Origin of the sequence: Bacillus sp. OV166 (genome assembly GCF_900177675.1) — a bacterium.
Lineage (GTDB): Bacteria > Bacillota > Bacilli > Bacillales > Cytobacillaceae > Neobacillus.
The window spans coordinates 5947116-5962834 of record NZ_FXWM01000001.1 but is presented as its reverse complement, the minus strand read 5'-3'; the positions used below and the strand labels follow the sequence as shown (position 1 = coordinate 5962834).

The window sequence follows — 15719 nt, the reverse complement described above, 5'->3', positions numbered from 1 at the left end:
CATTACATTTTGAGGTTCGATTACTAAATTTTCATTATGAATATTACACTAATTTCAATATCTCTATTCATTCTAATTCATTTCTATTTTGATATTAAGTGTAATCGATTGCATTTATATATTGCGTTCTACTCGTTACCCGGCTCTAAAAAAATTAATATTTGGAGGATGAGTTAAGATGAAAAAAATAAAAGTAGGAATCATAGGTACAGGTTTTATTGGACCTACACACATTGAAGCAATCAGAAGACTTGGATTTGTGGAAGTAGCAGGATTGGCTGAATCTAGTCAAGAAATGGCTGAAAAAAAGGCAGCCGAGCTTGGTATTCCAAAGGCCTACGGCGACTACCGCGAAATGCTGCAGGATCCGGAAATTCAGGTTATTCACAATTGCACACCAAACCATCTTCATTTTGCGATTAATAAAGAGATTATTTTAGCAGGTAAGCATGTTGTATCTGAAAAACCACTGGCGATGAACAGCAAGGAATCAGCAGAATTATTGGCTTTAGCTCAAAAACAGGGTGTCGTACATGGTGTGAACTTTAATTACAGACAGCATGCAAGTGTACAAAACCTAAGAGCGAAGATCGCTAACGGTGACTTTGGGAAAGTGAATTTGGTACACGGAAGCTACTTGCAGGACTGGTTATTGTATGAGACGGATTATAACTGGCGTTTAGCACCGGAAGTGGGCGGAAAATCACGGGCTGTAGCAGATATCGGTTCCCATTGGTGTGATACTGTTCAATTTGTAACAGGTAAAAAGATTGTAGAAGTATTTGCTGATTTAGCAACTGTTGTTCCAGTAAGAAAGAAGCCTAAAGGAAACGTAGCTACTTTTGGCGCACAGACAACTGAAGATATGGAATATGAAGATGTTCCAATCAATACAGAAGACTATGCATCCGTACTCGTTCGTTTCGAGGATGGCTCACGAGGAGTATTTACCGTTTCCCAAGTTAGTGCAGGACGGAAAAACCGACTAAGCTTTGAAATCAATGGCAGCAAAAGCTCTGCTTTCTGGAATCAAGAAGAGCCTGAAAAATTATGGATGGGACACAGGGATAAGCCGAATGAAATCCTGCTTGCCGATCCAGCACTCTTCTCACCGGAAGCAAAATCAGCCATCCATCATCCTGGCGGACATAATGAAGGCTGGCCGGACGCTCTGAAAAATATGATGTTCAATGTTTATACGTTTATTCGTGAAGGCAAAGATCCGCTCCAGGATAAACCGAATTTCGCCACATTTGAAGACGGTCATACTTCAATGGCGATTACGGATGCCATTCTGGAAAGTCATGAACAGCAAAAATGGGTGAAGGTTCGTGCGGATAAGGAGGCTTTAGTATGAAACTAGGTGTGTTTACAGTTCTATATCAAAATCTTCCTTTCGAAGCCATGTTAGATAAATTAGCCCAAATAGGAGTAGAGGCCGTTGAGTTAGGAACCGGTAACTATCCAGGGAATAGTCATTGTAATCCCGATGAATTGTTAGGGAATCCAGATAAAATCAAATCGTTCCGACGGGCGATTGAAAGCAGGGAACTAACAATCAGCGGACTAAGCTGCCATGGCAACCCTCTACATCCTAATGTAAAGGCTGCCAAAGAGGCGCATGATGTATGGAGAAAAACGGTTTTACTGGCTGAACAGTTAGAGGTACCAGTTATCAATGGTTTTGCTGGATGTCCAGGGGATCATCCGGGTGCCAAGTTTCCAAATTGGGTGACCTGCTCTTGGCCTCCAGAATATGCAGAAGTCTTAGAATGGCAATGGAATGATATCGTTATTCCGTACTGGAAAGAAGAAGCGAAATTCGCTGAAATGCATGGGATTCATCAAATTGCTTTCGAAATGCATCCGGGATTTGTTGTCTATAATCCGGAAACACTACTAAAGCTAAGAGAACAAGCAGGAGTGAACATCGGAGCCAACTTCGATCCAAGCCATTTGGTATGGCAAGGAATCGACCCAGTCGAAGCTATTAAAAAATTAGGCAGGGAAAATGCAATCTTCCATTTCCATGCGAAAGATACGTATTTAGACCAGGCAAATATTAAGGTGAATGGTGTTCTTGATACCAAGCATTACAGTAAAGTGTTGGATCGCTCTTGGACATTCCGCTCTGTCGGATATGGCCATAATGAAAAAATGTGGAAGGACATCATCAGTACACTTCGGGCTGTAGGATATGATTACGTTGTTTCCATTGAACATGAGGATATGCTTGCGTCTACCGATGAAGGTTTAATGAAAGCCATCACACTGTTAAAAGGAACGTTGTTTAAAGAGAAAGTATCGGAAATGTGGTGGGCTTAAGTAGGAGTTAATCTTCCTCTTAATCCCCTAACATTATAAAATAGAGGTGTTGAAAATGAAAGCGGTTTTAGGTCAGGAACGTACTCTTGGCGGCCTTCCTATGGGAGTGGTTTGGGGATTTGTTGCAACATTAATTTTTATGGCTGGTGACGGTCTTGAACACGCATGGTTATCTCCGTATCTTATTGAAAAGGGTCTGACCGTTCAACAATCTGCTACACTTTTTGCTGTTTATGGAGCCATATTGGCTATTGCCTCTTACTTTTCAGGTGTACTCACTGAGATGTGGGGACCAAGGAAAGTCATGATTATCGGACTTGTAACTTGGTTACTTGGTCAGGTTCTATTCATTGAATATGGTTTAAAGCTAAATAATTACGCTATTATGCTACCGACTTATGGAATTCGCGGTTTGGGTTATCCGTTATTTTGCTATTCATTCTTAGTGTGGGTTACGTATCGCAGTCCTGATCGCATTTTGGCGACAGCTGTTGGATTGTTTTGGGCTGCTTGGAGCGGCGGGCTCTATGTTGTAGGAAGCTTTTTCCCTGCCTACATGCTTCCGAAGATTGGTTATATTGGGTTGTTGTGGAGTGCTGTGGCATGGGTATTGGTTGGAGGAATTATTGGCTGTATCGTAGTGAAAGACGATATGAGAAAAGAACAAAAAGGAAATCCGAAGGAAAAACTAAAAAGCCTATTGAGTGGATTTACCATTTGTATCGAACAACCGAAAGTGGCAATTGGCGGCGTGGTCCGAATTATCAATTCCACAGGCATCGGTTCACTGCCAATCTTTTTCCCTCTTTATTTGCATTCTGAATATGGATTCACGACTGAACAGTTTTTGCAAATGTGGGGAACGATGTGGTTTGCGAATATCATCTTTAACCTGATCATTCCTTACATTAGTGATAAATGGTTAGGCTGGCGCAAAACGATTCAATGGCTTGGCAGCTTCGGTATGGGTGTCATGTTATTAGTTATGCTTTACACGCCGCAGGTTTTTGGCAGCAGTTTCTTAGCCTTGAATATTGTCGGTATTATAATGGGGATTACTCTTTGTGGTTTCGTCCCACTTTCAGCTCTTGTAGCATCGCTGGCTCCTGAGAATAAAGGGTCTGCGATGGCGATAGTAAGTTTTGGTGCAGGGATGTCCTACTTTATCGCACCGGCAATTGTTGGAGCATTCATCGGACTTATTGGTGTTCATGGTATTATGTGGATTTTCGCAGGCATGTATTTCCTTGGTGCTTATTTAATGAAGTTTATGAAGCTTCCGTCTGAAGAGAAACAGGATGAAAGATTTCTACAAGAGAAACATGCGGGTTAAGCAAGCAGAGTTAAAGACGAAACATAACCAAGGAGGATGAAACGATGATTATTATCCATGCAAATATCAAGGTGAAAGCGCGATTTCGCGAAATATTTCTAGAAGAGGCCAGACTTGTAACGAAACCGTCTCAAGCAGAGTTCGGAAATATCAGTTACCATTACTATGAGGATCCGGAAGAGGCGAATAGCTTTATCTTTGTAGAGAAATGGAAGGATGAACAAGCGATCGGGCAGCATGAGGAGACCCCTCATTTTAAAAGATTCATTAAGGCTGTTGAACCGATAGTCTCTGAACCGATCCATGCAGAATTATTTGAGGCTTCATTAAAAAATTAATTAGTTGGACAAACATAAGGATTAACTCCACCGAGTATCGGTTAGAGTTAATCCTTATTTGATAACTTTAAGCAGCGATTTAAACGAAGATTATACTGTCTTACTACCTAGAAAGGAATGAATAAAACATGAATCTAGAATTTAAAAATAAAACTGTACTTGTGACCGGCGGTAGTAAAGGTATTGGGAAGGCTATTGCGATGGCGTTCGCGGAGGAAGGCGCAAACGTTATTATTTGTGGACGAGGTGAAGAGGCTTTGAAAAAAACATCCGCTGAGATTGAAAAGATGGGTGGAAGTGTGCTTGCTGTTCAAGCGGACTTAACGAAACAAGCCGATGTGGATCATCTTATTTCTACTGCCGTTGACCGTTATAAGACCATTGATATTCTCGTTAACAATGCGGGAATCGCCAGTGGATTTGATGACTTTGAATCATTGGATATAGACCAATGGCAACATTTATTTGATGTCAATCTTTTTGGAGCTGTACGTGTGACAAAAGCTGTGATTCCCTATATGAAAAAAACAGGATTAGGCCGTATTATTAATATTTCATCTGAATCAGGTATTCAACCGGACGCGTTCATGCCTCATTATAATGCTTCCAAAGCTGCACTGATTAATTTTACAAAAAGCCTATCTAAGGCCTATGCTGCAGATGGAATCCTTGTCAATACGGTATCGCCGGCATTTATTATGACACCTATGCTGGAGAACTTGTTAAAAGATAACGCAGAAAAGCAGAATATAAGTTATGATGAAGCAATTCAACAATTTCTAAAGGAAAATCGCCCTCATGTTGAAGTAAAACGTCCAGGGACAGTAGAGGAAGTTGCTTCTGCTGTCGTTTACCTTGCATCAAACAAGGCTTCTTTTATTAATGGTGTAAACCTTCGAGTTGATGGTGGATCAGTTGCCAGCCTCTAAGATAAAAAGGATACTTAGAGCCTAACAAGAAAAGTATGTCGTCTGATTTATTTCGAATTATATAAATGTTTGGTGAACAATCTGTGACAATTGAAAAATAGGGTTGCATTTTTGGGTGTAATCGATTACAATCATTTGTGTAAGGGATACAAAATCTTTTATTCTTGCCAGATGATATTATTTCCTAGAATTAAAGAGAGATTAAATCATTGTGTCCTTTAGAAAGCAGTTGTTTATCTGTAAGTAAAAATGTAATGGATTACATTTTAGTTGTTTGCTAGATATCTTAAAAGATGTACAAAATACTGTTATTTGTGGAAGTGTGGAAAGATATTTTTAATAAAAATGTAATCGATTACTATTTTGGAGGTGAGTTTGCTTCGATTTATCTACTATGAAATATGGCATACTAAATTCCAATATATATGGAGGTAATCACATGAAATTAGGATATCAAACAAATACTTGGGGCGGCGTAGTTGGTCATCCAGCAGGTGTTACTTCTGTTAAGGATCTTTACTACCTTGCCTATGGATCAACAGAAGAAGCATTAAAGGATATTGCGGAAGCTGGCTATGAAGGCTTCGAAATCTTCGATGGAAACTTGATGCAATACAAGGATAAAAAAGATGAGTTTTTAAAATTAATGAATGATCATTCTTTAAATTTGGTCGGCGTATATACAGGCGGGAATTTTATCTTCCCGGATATTTTAGAAGAAGAATTATTGAAAATTGAAAGTGTAGCGGCATTCGCATCAGAAGTAGGGGCTGAGCATCTTGTTGTCGGCGGCGGAGCTGTACGCACAAACGGCATCCTTGAAAGCGATTATTCAGCTCTTGGTAATGCACTTAATAAAGTGGTAGAGATTGCTAAAAAATATAATCTTATTGCAAGTTATCATCCTCATTTGGGAACGAACGTTCAGGCTCCTGAACAGTTAGATAAATTAATGCCATTAACAACAATTAATCTTTGCCCGGATACGGCGCATATTGAAGCCGGCGGTGGAGATCCTGTTGCGGTAATTAGAAAATATGTAGATCGCATTAAATATGTTCACTTTAAAGATTATGCAAATGGAGAGTTTTTACCTCTAGGCGAAGGTCATCAAAAATTTGATGAAATGGTTAAAGCGTTAGAAGAGGCAAACTATGATGGCTGGATTACGGTAGAGTTAGACAGCTACCCAGATCCGAAGCAAGGGGCAAAAATCAGCCGCAGCTATTTAACTCAATTTGAAAAAGTAAATCAAGCATAATAAGTTACATTCATTAGGAATAGCAAAGACTTCATTAAAAACCAAGAAGATAATTATGGGAGGATACTAAAATGAAAAAATTAAACGTAGGTATGATTGGCGGAGGCTTTATGGGTAAAGCGCATTCACTTGCATATGCAGGAATGCCAATGTTTTTCTGGCCGGCACCAGCAATTCCGCATCGCCATACAGTAGTAGATGTAAACGAACAATTGGCTAAAGACGCAGCAGCAAGATTGGGATTTGACAATTATTCTACAGATTGGAGAGCTGTTGTTAACGATCCAGAAATTGATATTATTGATATTGTTACTCCAAATAATACGCATGCTGAAATCGCGATTGCAGCAGCAAAAGCCGGAAAACATATTATCTGTGAAAAACCATTGGCATTAGGTGCTGAACAAGCAAAGGAAATGCTAGAAGCGGTAAAAGCAGCAGGTGTAAAACATGCGGTTGCCTTCAACTACAGAAGAACACCAGCCGTTGCTCTTGCGAAAAAGTATATTGAAGAAGGGAGAATTGGAAAAGTTCTAAGCTTCCGCGGAACGTATTTACAAGACTGGTCTGCTGATCCAAATTCACCATTATCATGGCGCTTCCAAAAGAAAATCGCTGGTTCAGGTGCTCTGGGTGATATCGGAACACATGTGGTTGATTTTGCCCGTTACCTTGTTGGTGAAATTACAGATGTAAATGCAATGACAAAAACATGGATTCCAGAAAGACCAATTCAAACTGGCGGTATTGACAAATTAGGTACAGTGAAAAATGGCGGAAATGATGTACCGAAAGCTGCCGTTGATGTAGATGATGAATTTATTACGATGGTCAAGTTTGATAATGGTGCCATTGGAACGATTGAAGCAACACGTAATGCATGGGGACGCAACAACTTCCTAACCTTTGAAATTCATGGTGAAAAAGGTTCTCTATACTTTAACTATGAGCGCCGTGACGAGCTTCAAGTTTGCTTCGCCGATGATCCAAGCGATGCAAAAGGCTTCAGAACGGTTTATACAGGACCTGCCACTCCATACGGTGAAGGATTATGGCCAATCCCTGCTCTAGGTATAGGTTACGGCGAAACAAAAATCATTGAAACATATGATTTGTTTAAAGCAATCGCTGAAGATACAGAGTTTTCACCAAACTTCAATGATGGATACCAAATAGAACTAATTGCAGATGCGATCCTTGAATCTGCTGAAAAAGAACAATGGGTTAATCTTGAAAAAACAGCAGCAGCTGTCAAATAAAAACGAAAAGAGGCTTCTCAATCGAGGAGCCTCTTTTGTAGAAATGAATAAAGGAATCTTAATAAAACCTAAGTGGATTTTAGGTTCTTTTTAGTTAGCTAAGTAGAAAATCACTATTATAATGCGGAAAAGAGTGAATGGTTATGGAAGAAAAATGGTTAGTAGGTGTCGATATAGGCGGCACCACGATTAAAATGGCATTTATCAGTCTCAGTGGCGATATCCTTTATAGCTGGGAAATCGATACGGACAAAATGGATAGCGGTCGGCACATCCCCACTTCTATTGTAAAATCGATTGATCAAAAGTTAACCGAATTAAATCATACCAAAAATCGGCTAATCGGTATCGGAATCGGAGCGCCGGGTCCTGTTAATGCGGAGGACGGTTCCGTTGAAGTGGCTGTAAACTTGGGCTGGGAGCACTTCCCTTTACAAGCTATTCTTGAGCGGGAAACATCCTTGCCAGTAGTTGTTGACAATGATGCCAATATTGCGGCAATCGGTGAAATGTGGAAGGGCGCCGGCAAAGGAGCTAAAAACTTAATCTGTGTAACATTAGGAACGGGTGTAGGAGGCGGAATTATCGTCAATGGCGAGGTTGTGCATGGTGTAAATGGAGCTGGTGGTGAAATTGGCCATATGACATCAGTTCCTAAAGACGGAGCACCTTGTAATTGCGGGAAATCGGGATGTTTGGAAACGGTAGCGTCCGCAACAGGAATTGACCGCTTGGCAATTGAGGAATTAGCTTCTTCCAATTCTATAAGTCAATTACGAGACTATTATGAGAAGCATCAAACGATAACTGCCAAGCAAGTTTTTGATGCTGCAAACGAAGGGGATGAACTCGCCAAGCGAGTCATTCATCAGGTTGCCTACCATTTAGGATTGGCGCTGGCGAATTTGGCCAATGGCTTAAATCCTGAAAAAATTGTCATTGGAGGCGGCGTTTCAAAAGCAGGTGACACATTGTTGAAACCTTTAAAAGAAGAATTTTTTCCGTTTGCTTTTCCAAGAGTGGCCCAAGGTTTAGAGATTGTTACTGCCACACTAGGCAATGATGCAGGGGTAATTGGAGGAGCATGGTTGGCGAAAGAGAAACTAATTAATTAGTCTAAACTCCAATATGTCCAATGATTAGTCGGAATAAATGGGGGGTGGTTTTATTGAAATCAAAGGAAGAAACCCTTATAGATTTAAAAAGAGAATTACTTCGGATTGGTTCAACTAACCAGAGAGATTATGATTTGTTGAAGAGGAAAGGGCAAGTTTTAAGTACAACCATATGCCGTAGGTTAAAATTAAGTTGGCCTGAGGTTGTGAAAAAACTGGATGGTAAAGCAAATACTTCCCAGATTATTAGTAATGAATTCTATTGATATGGATTAGTTTGGGGCGACGGATGGGTCCCTTTTTTTGCGACATATCGGTGTTATAACTAACACTTTTGCAGCTTCCTGGGCATGAGTACGGTATTAAACCGCTCATGCCTTTTGATTTTGCGTTAATAGGTTTGTGATTGTAATACTTCTTTTTTATTTTTTCCGATAGTACCCAGTTGATCAAGTTTTATTAAGCCTCTTGTTAAACAAACCCATTCCACTTGAATATTAGCCACACTCCTCGACATTTTTTTCCTGTTTTCGGATTCAACAAACCAGTATCTAAAAGGGATGAAGCTGTTTTTAATCAAACGTTTAATTAATGGTGAAAAAGCAAAAAAAAGACGAAAAATGGAGAAAAAGTAGAAATTGCTCATTTTCTAGGAAATAATGGCTTCATTTTATAAAAAATTTAATTGTAAATACCGACAATCTTTTTTACTTGATGTGTTTAGTAACCTCTTATATCAGGGGGTTAAGGATATTTAATCAAACGTATAATTAAGAAAAGCTCTGAGCAAATGTTGCCGAAGTTTGTAAGATTACGTGTCAGTTGAGGAAATTCCTAATGGTTATACTTTTATTTATCCCAATCAACCATCATTATTATTGAAAATTGCTGAATGGATTTCTTACGAAAATCGATGCTGTCCATTCATAAAATTCTCACTATGTGTAAGTGGTGGAGCAGACTCAATAACATTAGAGCTAACTGGGAGCGAAGAAGTCAAAAATTTATTAAGAGAAGAATTCCACTTATCTTAAAAAAGCCCCTCAACCTTTTATTTACGCCAATTTGTATATATAAACGTAATACAATTTGTAGACTTACAGAAAACTCTTTAAGTCTGTTTTTTGTGTGCAAATAGCACTACAAATACAGACAATAATATTACAATAATGCCTATATATGAACAAAAATAGACCATCAAATTTAATTACAATTTGATGGTCTATTTCATTTACATTTTACCGTTCTGCGACAGGTATCATAACCCGTTAGGATTTTCCCTTGGTTTTTTTAGGTTTAAATGTCTGAATTTATCGTGTAGAATTATTTTTATATTAAATACGTTAGGCGTATTTTTGCACGATAATCTCGCTATACTGTGGAATGGTGTTTGAGAAGGAGATTACAATTGATGAACAACAAAAATAAAACAGTTGTCCGTTCGATGGATGTATTAAATCTATTTATAGAGCATTCCGAATTATCATTTCAAGAAATTATTGATCTATCAGGGATTCCAAAAACTTCAGTCTATCGAATGCTCTCGTCGTTAGAGGAAATGGGGTTTGTGGAAAAAGGAAGTGATTCGAAGTACAGACTTGGACTTTTGTTTCTCAAATTTGGCCATCTGGTTTTGGCAAGGATTGATCTACGTCAGATTGCCTACCCATTTATGGTTGAATTACATAATGATATTAAGGAAGCCATTAACTTGATTGTTAGAGAAGGGAACGAAGCAATCTATATCGAGAAAATTGACACAAAACAAAAGGTTCGTCTGTATACTGCGATTGGAAGGAAAAGTCCCCTTTATGCTGGGGCCTGTCCACGTGCGATCTTGTCCTTTTTACCTGATTTAGAAGTGCAAGAATATCTCGAATCCACTGAGCTCAAATCGTTTGCACAAGGGACAATTACGGACAAAGAGCGAATTTATGAGGCGATAAACCAAGCGAGAATCGATGGATATACCATCAGCCATTCTGAATTGGAAAACCATACATCTGCGATTGCCGCCCCGATTTTTAATCATAAAGGTGAAGTGATAGCGGGCATTAGTATAGCGGGCATTGAAGCGAATTATCAAGGTGATAACATTGAGAACTATGCGAAGAAAGTGAAAAAAGTTGCAGAGGAAATATCGATTCGATTAGGCTATACGAAATGAAAAGAACGGGGCGGTCTCTACATCAACACACAGTTTGATGTAGAGACCGCCCCGTTACGTTTCAAGGTATTTCGTGTGAAGTCGCCGCTTAAAATCACGTCAGATCTTTCATTTTCATCTGCACCTGTACTCTCATTCATAAAGTGCCTTAAAGCGAATGCCTAACGCTAATTTACGGTGCTTCTGCTCTTGCATGATTAGTTCTAATTCTGCTTGTTCAAGCGAAGCTTCCTTGAACTCAATGTCACAGTTGGGTTGCATCTGTGCCAAACAAGGCAGATCGACGGAAATGACTTGACCGATTTTGGGATATCCTCCAGTCGTTTGTCGATCTACCATTAAAATAATCGGCTTTCCGTTTGAAGGTACTTGAATGGTCCCGTACGTAACCCCTTCTGATAGAAGCTCAAATTTTTCTGATAAGTTGAGTGATTCGCCTTCCAATCGATAGCCCATCCGATCAGCCTGAGTGGTTAGGGTATAGCGGTTTGAAAAAAACGTTTGTTGACTAGCCTTATCGAAACGCTCGAACTCTGCCCCTCGTATAACCCTAATCGTTTGTGCTTTATTGAATGAAATAAATTCGGTATAGTTGACTGACCATGGAAAATGAGTAGTCATTTGTTCGAGCTGATGAACGAATGCCCGACTGAGTCTATTGAAGGTTCCGCTTTCAAGCACATCCCCTTTTTGCAATGCTCTGCCGTGAAGTCCACCAATAGCGGCACGAAGATAAGTGCTTTTACTTCCCATCACTTCGGGAACATCGATTCCGCCTGCGAATGCAACGTAGGCCCTACAGCCATTAATGGCGGATTTAAATTTTAAAATAGAGCCTTTGCGAATCAGGACCGGCCGCCACATCGGTGCAACATTTCCATCAATCGTAGGCTGCAGGTCACCGCCTGTAATCGCAACTAACTCATCCGTTTCAAATTCGAGAGTTGTCCCAAACAGTGTAATTTCAAGTGCACCTTCCCCTTCGTTATTTCCAACGAGTAAATTTGCCACTCTAAGAGAAATAGGATCCATTGCACCACTTACGAGTACCCCAAATTTTTGTGAACCGAATCTCCCTAAATCTTGGATTGTAGTCAATAATCCAGGATGATGCACTTTAATGCTCATTGTTTCATCTCCCTATAGGCAGCATACTCTTCATGTGTAATTGGTACATATCGGATTCTATCTCCAGACTGTAACATCGTTGGCGGTGAAAGTTCGGGAAGGAACAAATCAAGCGGGGTACGACCGATAATTTGCCATCCTCCTGGTGTTTCCAGCGGGTAGATGCCTGTTTGTTTTCCAGCGATTCCAACAGATCCCGGCGCGATGGCTAGGCGGGGTGAATCCTTACGTGGTGTGGCAATTCTTTCGTCCATTCCCCCCATGAACGGAAACCCTGGCGCAAAGCCAATCATATAGACTAAGTAATCATTTGACGAATGAATTTGAATTACTTTTTCAACAGAAAGTCCATGATACATTGCTACGTACTCTATATCTGGACCAAATTCTCCTCCGTACAAGACTGGGATGGTTACTAGCCGTTGTTCAGGTTTTTCACTCGTTCCTAATTGATCTAGTAACGCCCAAATGAATGTGCTTACTTTTTTATAAGGACTTGTTGCTTCTTTATCTGGGTTGGACAAATAGACGGCAACAGGATTGTAATAAATGGTCAAGCTATTATAAGACGGTACAGATTCAAAGAATCCTGTAAACGGCTTTTTTTCTAATAAGTTGGATAGATTTTTCACTTTTTCATGGATGGCGGGGCTAATTCCATCGCCTAACTGAATGACAAGAGCAGAATCCCCTAAAGGCCTTATGTAAACATTATTTTTTGGATGGGCCATTATAATCAGCTCCTCTATGTTTCGAATTTCGGTAACTAGGTTCTGTTAAACGGATACTACCAATATTATAGTTTATACAAATTTAAATACAAGTCTATAAATATGGAATATTATGATATTTATAATTTTCATATAATTATATTCAATTGAAAATATTTATGCTAGAATTGGTTTAAGTTTCAAAACTATAGTTCCGAATATCGGAACAAAATAAAGATGAAAGCGCTTTTTGCACGGTAGACGAGTGATCGAGATGGAGGGGAGAAACATGTTTCAAGTGGATTTGAATTGTGATTTAGGGGAGAGTTTTGGCCGGTACAAGCTTGGGGAGCAGGAAGAAATTTTGAAATACGTTACATCTGCAAATATAGCTTGCGGTTTTCATAGCGGAGATCCAAGTGTGATGAGAGAAACGGTGAAGATGGCCATTGCCAATGGGGTCAAAATTGGAGCACATCCTAGTTTGCCAGATTTAAACGGATTCGGGCGAAGGGAAATGGCTATAACCCCACAAGAAGGATATGACATGGTCGTCTACCAAATTGGAGCATTGCAAGGGTTTTTAATGACGTTCAATGAAAAAATGCAGCATGTAAAACCCCATGGTGCATTGTACAATATGGCTGCCAAGGATCGAAAACTTGCCGAAGCCATTGCACAAGCGGTTTATGACGTATCCCCGTCATTAATATTATTCGGCCTTGCCGGCAGTGAATTGACAAAAGCCGGAGAGAAGATTGGTCTACGAACGGCACATGAGGTATTTGCAGATCGTACGTATCAAGCGGACGGGTCTTTGACTTCTCGCTCACAAATGGATGCGATGATTACAGATCAAGAACAGTCTGTCGCGCAAATTGTGAAAATGGTGACAGAAGGAAAAGTAGTATCTCAGCAAAAGACAGAAGTTTCGCTACGTGCAGATACCATTTGTATTCACGGAGATGGTGCACATGCACTAGCCTTTGCCAAATATATTAATGAAACGTTAAAAAAGAACCATATTACTGTAACAGCAATCTGCAACTTGGAGGTTTAGCATGGAAAATCCTAAATTTGATTCTACACAAAAAGCTGACAACGTTTCGGGGAAAAAGAAGGTAAGTAGAAGTGTCTTACTCGGTGCCGCCTTTTTAATGGCGACTTCATCGATTGGACCCGGATTTTTGACACAAACCACTGTATTTACACAGCAATTGGCTGCAAGCTTTGCCTTTGTTATTTTAATTTCATTATTATTAGACATCTTTTCACAAATGAACATTTGGAGAATTATTGCCGTTTCCGGTTTGCGTGGACAAGAAATTGCCAACAAAGTGTTCCCTGGACTCGGATTTGTATTGGCCATACTTATCGTCATAGGCGGTTTGGCGTTTAATATCGGAAACGTAGCTGGCGCTGGATTGGGTCTTAATGCCATGCTTGGGTGGGATCCCATTACAGGTGCAGTGATTAGTGCACTGTTAGCGATTTTTATTTTTGTCGTTAAAGAAGCAGGTAAAGCAATGGACAAATTCGCGCAAATCGCAGGGTTAGTTATGATCCTCCTCATGCTGTACGTTGCATTTACGACAGCACCGCCGGTTGGAGAGGCGATTGTGAATACGTTTATGCCGGAAAAGATTAGCATGTTTGCTATCGTTACGCTTGTTGGAGGTACGGTAGGAGGGTATATTACGTTTGCAGGCGGACACCGTCTATTAGACGCGGGTATCAAAGGTGTGGAAGCATTGCCAGCAGTTACAAAAAGCTCTGTTACAGGGATTCTCGTTACGGGTATTATGCGTGTGGCATTATTCTTGGCTGTTCTTGGGGTTGTAACAAAAGGACTTGCGATTGATCCAGCGAATCCGCCTGCTTCGGTGTTCCAACTTGCTGCAGGTGACGTCGGTTATCGTATGTTTGGTGTGATTATGTGGGCTGCGGCGGTCACATCTGTTGTAGGGGCGGCGTATACGTCGGTTTCATTTATCCGCACGTTCCATCCAACCATTGAGAAGTACCAAAATTGGGTCATTATTGCATTTATTGTTATTTCAACAGCGACATTTGCAATTGTTGGAAGACCAGTAACGATCTTGATTATCGTTGGAGCATTGAATGCCCTTATTTTGCCACTAGGTTTAGGTACATTATTAGTTGCCGCATACAAGAAAAGTATCGTTGGTGAGTACAAGCATCCGCTATGGTTGACTATTCCGGGTGGTTTTGTTGTTGTGATCATGGGCTATTTGAGTGTAGTGACATTGATCGAACAATTACCTTTGATTTTTAAGTAATTTTATAAGATTGCCATTTTAGGAGGGGACACTATGGGGAACTATGAAACATTGGAGCCGGAAAAAATAAGGGAGTTGATTCGGAAGCAAGAGATTACAGGACCAACTGCAGGAATGTCAAAAGGGTATACACAAGCAAACTTGGTGGTCTTAAAAAAAGAGCATGCCTTTGACTTTTTGCTGTTTTGTCAACGGAATCCGAAGCCATGTCCTTTATTGGACGTGACGGAGCCTGGCTCATTTGTTCCTGCTCTGATTGCAAAAGGTGCAGATATCCGTAAAGACATCCCGAAATATCGTATATACAGAGATGGTGTTTTTACAGAGGAAGTCGCAGATATTACCGAGTATTGGGAAGACGACATGGTGGGCTTCTTGCTAGGGTGCAGTTTTACATTTGAAACACCACTCCTTGAGAGCGGTATTCCGGTCAGACATATCGAGGAAAACTGTAACGTTCCGATGTACAAAACGAATATTAAGTGTGAAAAAGCAGGCCTGTTTGAGGGGCCGACTGTCGTTAGTATGCGGCCAATGACACCGCAGGATGCCATCCGTGCCGTTCAGATTACGTCTCGTTTTCCGGCAGTACACGGTGCGCCAATCCATATCGGAAATCCAAGCGAAATAGGCATCATGGATATTTCAAGACCTGATTTTGGAGATGCTGTGTCCTTGAAACCAGGGGAGGTTCCTGTATTTTGGGCTTGTGGTGTAACTCCTCAAGCCGTTGCGATGGAAAGTAAGCCTTCCATCATGATTACTCATGCACCAGGATGTATGTTCATTAGTGATATAAAAGATGAAGCATTCAGTGTGCTTTAAAACGTATCTATTGAAATTAGGCTAAACAT

15 protein-coding genes are annotated in these 15719 nt (G+C 40.3%); 13 read left to right on the top strand and 2 right to left on the bottom strand.

The genetic code is table 11. The features are described from left to right. The first annotated feature begins 178 nt into the window (after positions 1-178). From CCK98_RS29280 to CCK98_RS29235, 10 genes are all read left to right on the top strand, one after another. Positions 179-1357: a Gfo/Idh/MocA family protein gene (locus tag CCK98_RS29280; protein WP_088089818.1), complete on the top strand. Its 1179-nt coding sequence runs from the start codon at positions 179-181 to the stop codon at positions 1355-1357. Beyond that, complete coding sequence (locus tag CCK98_RS29275) at positions 1354-2325, top strand: sugar phosphate isomerase/epimerase (protein ID WP_088089817.1); 972 nt, start codon at positions 1354-1356, stop codon at positions 2323-2325. The genes CCK98_RS29280 and CCK98_RS29275 overlap by 4 nt, the downstream gene beginning before the upstream one ends. Before the next feature lie 55 nt (positions 2326-2380). Continuing rightward, a complete protein-coding gene (locus CCK98_RS29270) occupies positions 2381-3658 on the top strand; it encodes an MFS transporter (protein ID WP_088089816.1) in 1278 nt (425 codons plus the stop codon). Between the two features lie 44 nt (positions 3659-3702). Further along, a complete protein-coding gene (locus CCK98_RS29265) occupies positions 3703-3996 on the top strand; it encodes a putative quinol monooxygenase (protein ID WP_088089815.1) in 294 nt (97 codons plus the stop codon). Positions 3997-4124: 128 nt separating this feature from the next. After that, positions 4125-4925, top strand: coding sequence for an SDR family NAD(P)-dependent oxidoreductase (locus tag CCK98_RS29260; protein WP_088089814.1), 801 nt, complete (start codon positions 4125-4127; stop codon positions 4923-4925). Positions 4926-5364: 439 nt separating this feature from the next. Beyond that, positions 5365-6186 (top strand): sugar phosphate isomerase/epimerase, encoded by an 822-nt coding sequence (locus CCK98_RS29255; protein WP_088089813.1) that lies wholly within the window; start codon positions 5365-5367, stop codon positions 6184-6186. Positions 6187-6257: 71 nt separating this feature from the next. After that, a complete protein-coding gene (locus CCK98_RS29250) occupies positions 6258-7445 on the top strand; it encodes a Gfo/Idh/MocA family protein (RefSeq protein WP_088089812.1) in 1188 nt (395 codons plus the stop codon). Positions 7446-7588: 143 nt separating this feature from the next. Next, on the top strand, positions 7589-8560 hold the full coding sequence (locus tag CCK98_RS29245) for an ROK family glucokinase (RefSeq protein WP_088089811.1): 972 nt from the start codon (positions 7589-7591) through the stop codon (positions 8558-8560). A 53-nt stretch (positions 8561-8613) separates the two neighbouring features. Further along, positions 8614-8826 carry a hypothetical protein gene (locus tag CCK98_RS29240; RefSeq protein WP_088089810.1) on the top strand — a complete coding sequence of 71 codons (213 nt, stop codon included), beginning with the start codon at positions 8614-8616 and terminating at the stop codon, positions 8824-8826. 1145 nt (positions 8827-9971) lie between these two features. Beyond that, positions 9972-10727, top strand: a complete 756-nt coding sequence (locus tag CCK98_RS29235; protein WP_088089809.1) for an IclR family transcriptional regulator — start codon at positions 9972-9974, stop codon at positions 10725-10727. A 132-nt stretch (positions 10728-10859) separates the two neighbouring features. Here CCK98_RS29235 and CCK98_RS29230 read toward each other — a convergent pair whose 3' ends face one another. Further along, positions 10860-11855 carry a biotin-dependent carboxyltransferase family protein gene (locus tag CCK98_RS29230; protein ID WP_088089808.1) on the bottom strand — a complete coding sequence of 332 codons (996 nt, stop codon included), beginning with the start codon at positions 11853-11855 and terminating at the stop codon, positions 10860-10862. Further along, entirely contained in the window at positions 11852-12586 is a 735-nt protein-coding gene (gene pxpB / locus CCK98_RS29225) for a 5-oxoprolinase subunit PxpB (protein ID WP_088089807.1), read from the bottom strand. Before pxpB ends, CCK98_RS29230 begins: the two co-directional genes overlap by 4 nt. Positions 12587-12854: 268 nt before the next feature. Here pxpB and CCK98_RS29220 point away from each other — a divergent pair, with 268 nt between their 5' ends. From CCK98_RS29220 to CCK98_RS29210, 3 genes are read left to right on the top strand one after another with little or no spacing between them, the layout of a single operon-like run. Then, on the top strand, positions 12855-13625 hold the full coding sequence (locus CCK98_RS29220; protein ID WP_088089806.1) for a LamB/YcsF family protein: 771 nt from the start codon (positions 12855-12857) through the stop codon (positions 13623-13625). A 1-nt stretch (position 13626) separates the two neighbouring features. Further along, positions 13627-14865 (top strand): NRAMP family divalent metal transporter, encoded by a 1239-nt coding sequence (locus CCK98_RS29215; protein ID WP_088089805.1) that lies wholly within the window; start codon positions 13627-13629, stop codon positions 14863-14865. A 33-nt stretch (positions 14866-14898) separates the two neighbouring features. Continuing rightward, complete coding sequence (locus CCK98_RS29210) at positions 14899-15690, top strand: putative hydro-lyase (RefSeq protein ID WP_088089804.1); 792 nt, start codon at positions 14899-14901, stop codon at positions 15688-15690. The last annotated feature ends 29 nt before the right edge of the window (positions 15691-15719 follow it).

Coding starts and splice junctions, on each gene's coding strand:
- CCK98_RS29280 (WP_088089818.1), top strand. CDS start 179: ATGAAAAAAATAAAAGTAGGAATCATAGGTACAGGTTTTATTGGACCT.
- CCK98_RS29275 (WP_088089817.1), top strand. CDS start 1,354: ATGAAACTAGGTGTGTTTACAGTTCTATATCAAAATCTTCCTTTCGAA.
- CCK98_RS29270 (WP_088089816.1), top strand. CDS start 2,381: ATGAAAGCGGTTTTAGGTCAGGAACGTACTCTTGGCGGCCTTCCTATG.
- CCK98_RS29265 (WP_088089815.1), top strand. CDS start 3,703: ATGATTATTATCCATGCAAATATCAAGGTGAAAGCGCGATTTCGCGAA.
- CCK98_RS29260 (WP_088089814.1), top strand. CDS start 4,125: ATGAATCTAGAATTTAAAAATAAAACTGTACTTGTGACCGGCGGTAGT.
- CCK98_RS29255 (WP_088089813.1), top strand. CDS start 5,365: ATGAAATTAGGATATCAAACAAATACTTGGGGCGGCGTAGTTGGTCAT.
- CCK98_RS29250 (WP_088089812.1), top strand. CDS start 6,258: ATGAAAAAATTAAACGTAGGTATGATTGGCGGAGGCTTTATGGGTAAA.
- CCK98_RS29245 (WP_088089811.1), top strand. CDS start 7,589: ATGGAAGAAAAATGGTTAGTAGGTGTCGATATAGGCGGCACCACGATT.
- CCK98_RS29235 (WP_088089809.1), top strand. CDS start 9,972: ATGAACAACAAAAATAAAACAGTTGTCCGTTCGATGGATGTATTAAAT.
- CCK98_RS29230 (WP_088089808.1), bottom strand. CDS start 11,855: ATGAGCATTAAAGTGCATCATCCTGGATTATTGACTACAATCCAAGAT.
- pxpB (WP_088089807.1), bottom strand. CDS start 12,586: ATGGCCCATCCAAAAAATAATGTTTACATAAGGCCTTTAGGGGATTCT.
- CCK98_RS29220 (WP_088089806.1), top strand. CDS start 12,855: ATGTTTCAAGTGGATTTGAATTGTGATTTAGGGGAGAGTTTTGGCCGG.
- CCK98_RS29215 (WP_088089805.1), top strand. CDS start 13,627: ATGGAAAATCCTAAATTTGATTCTACACAAAAAGCTGACAACGTTTCG.
- CCK98_RS29210 (WP_088089804.1), top strand. CDS start 14,899: ATGGGGAACTATGAAACATTGGAGCCGGAAAAAATAAGGGAGTTGATT.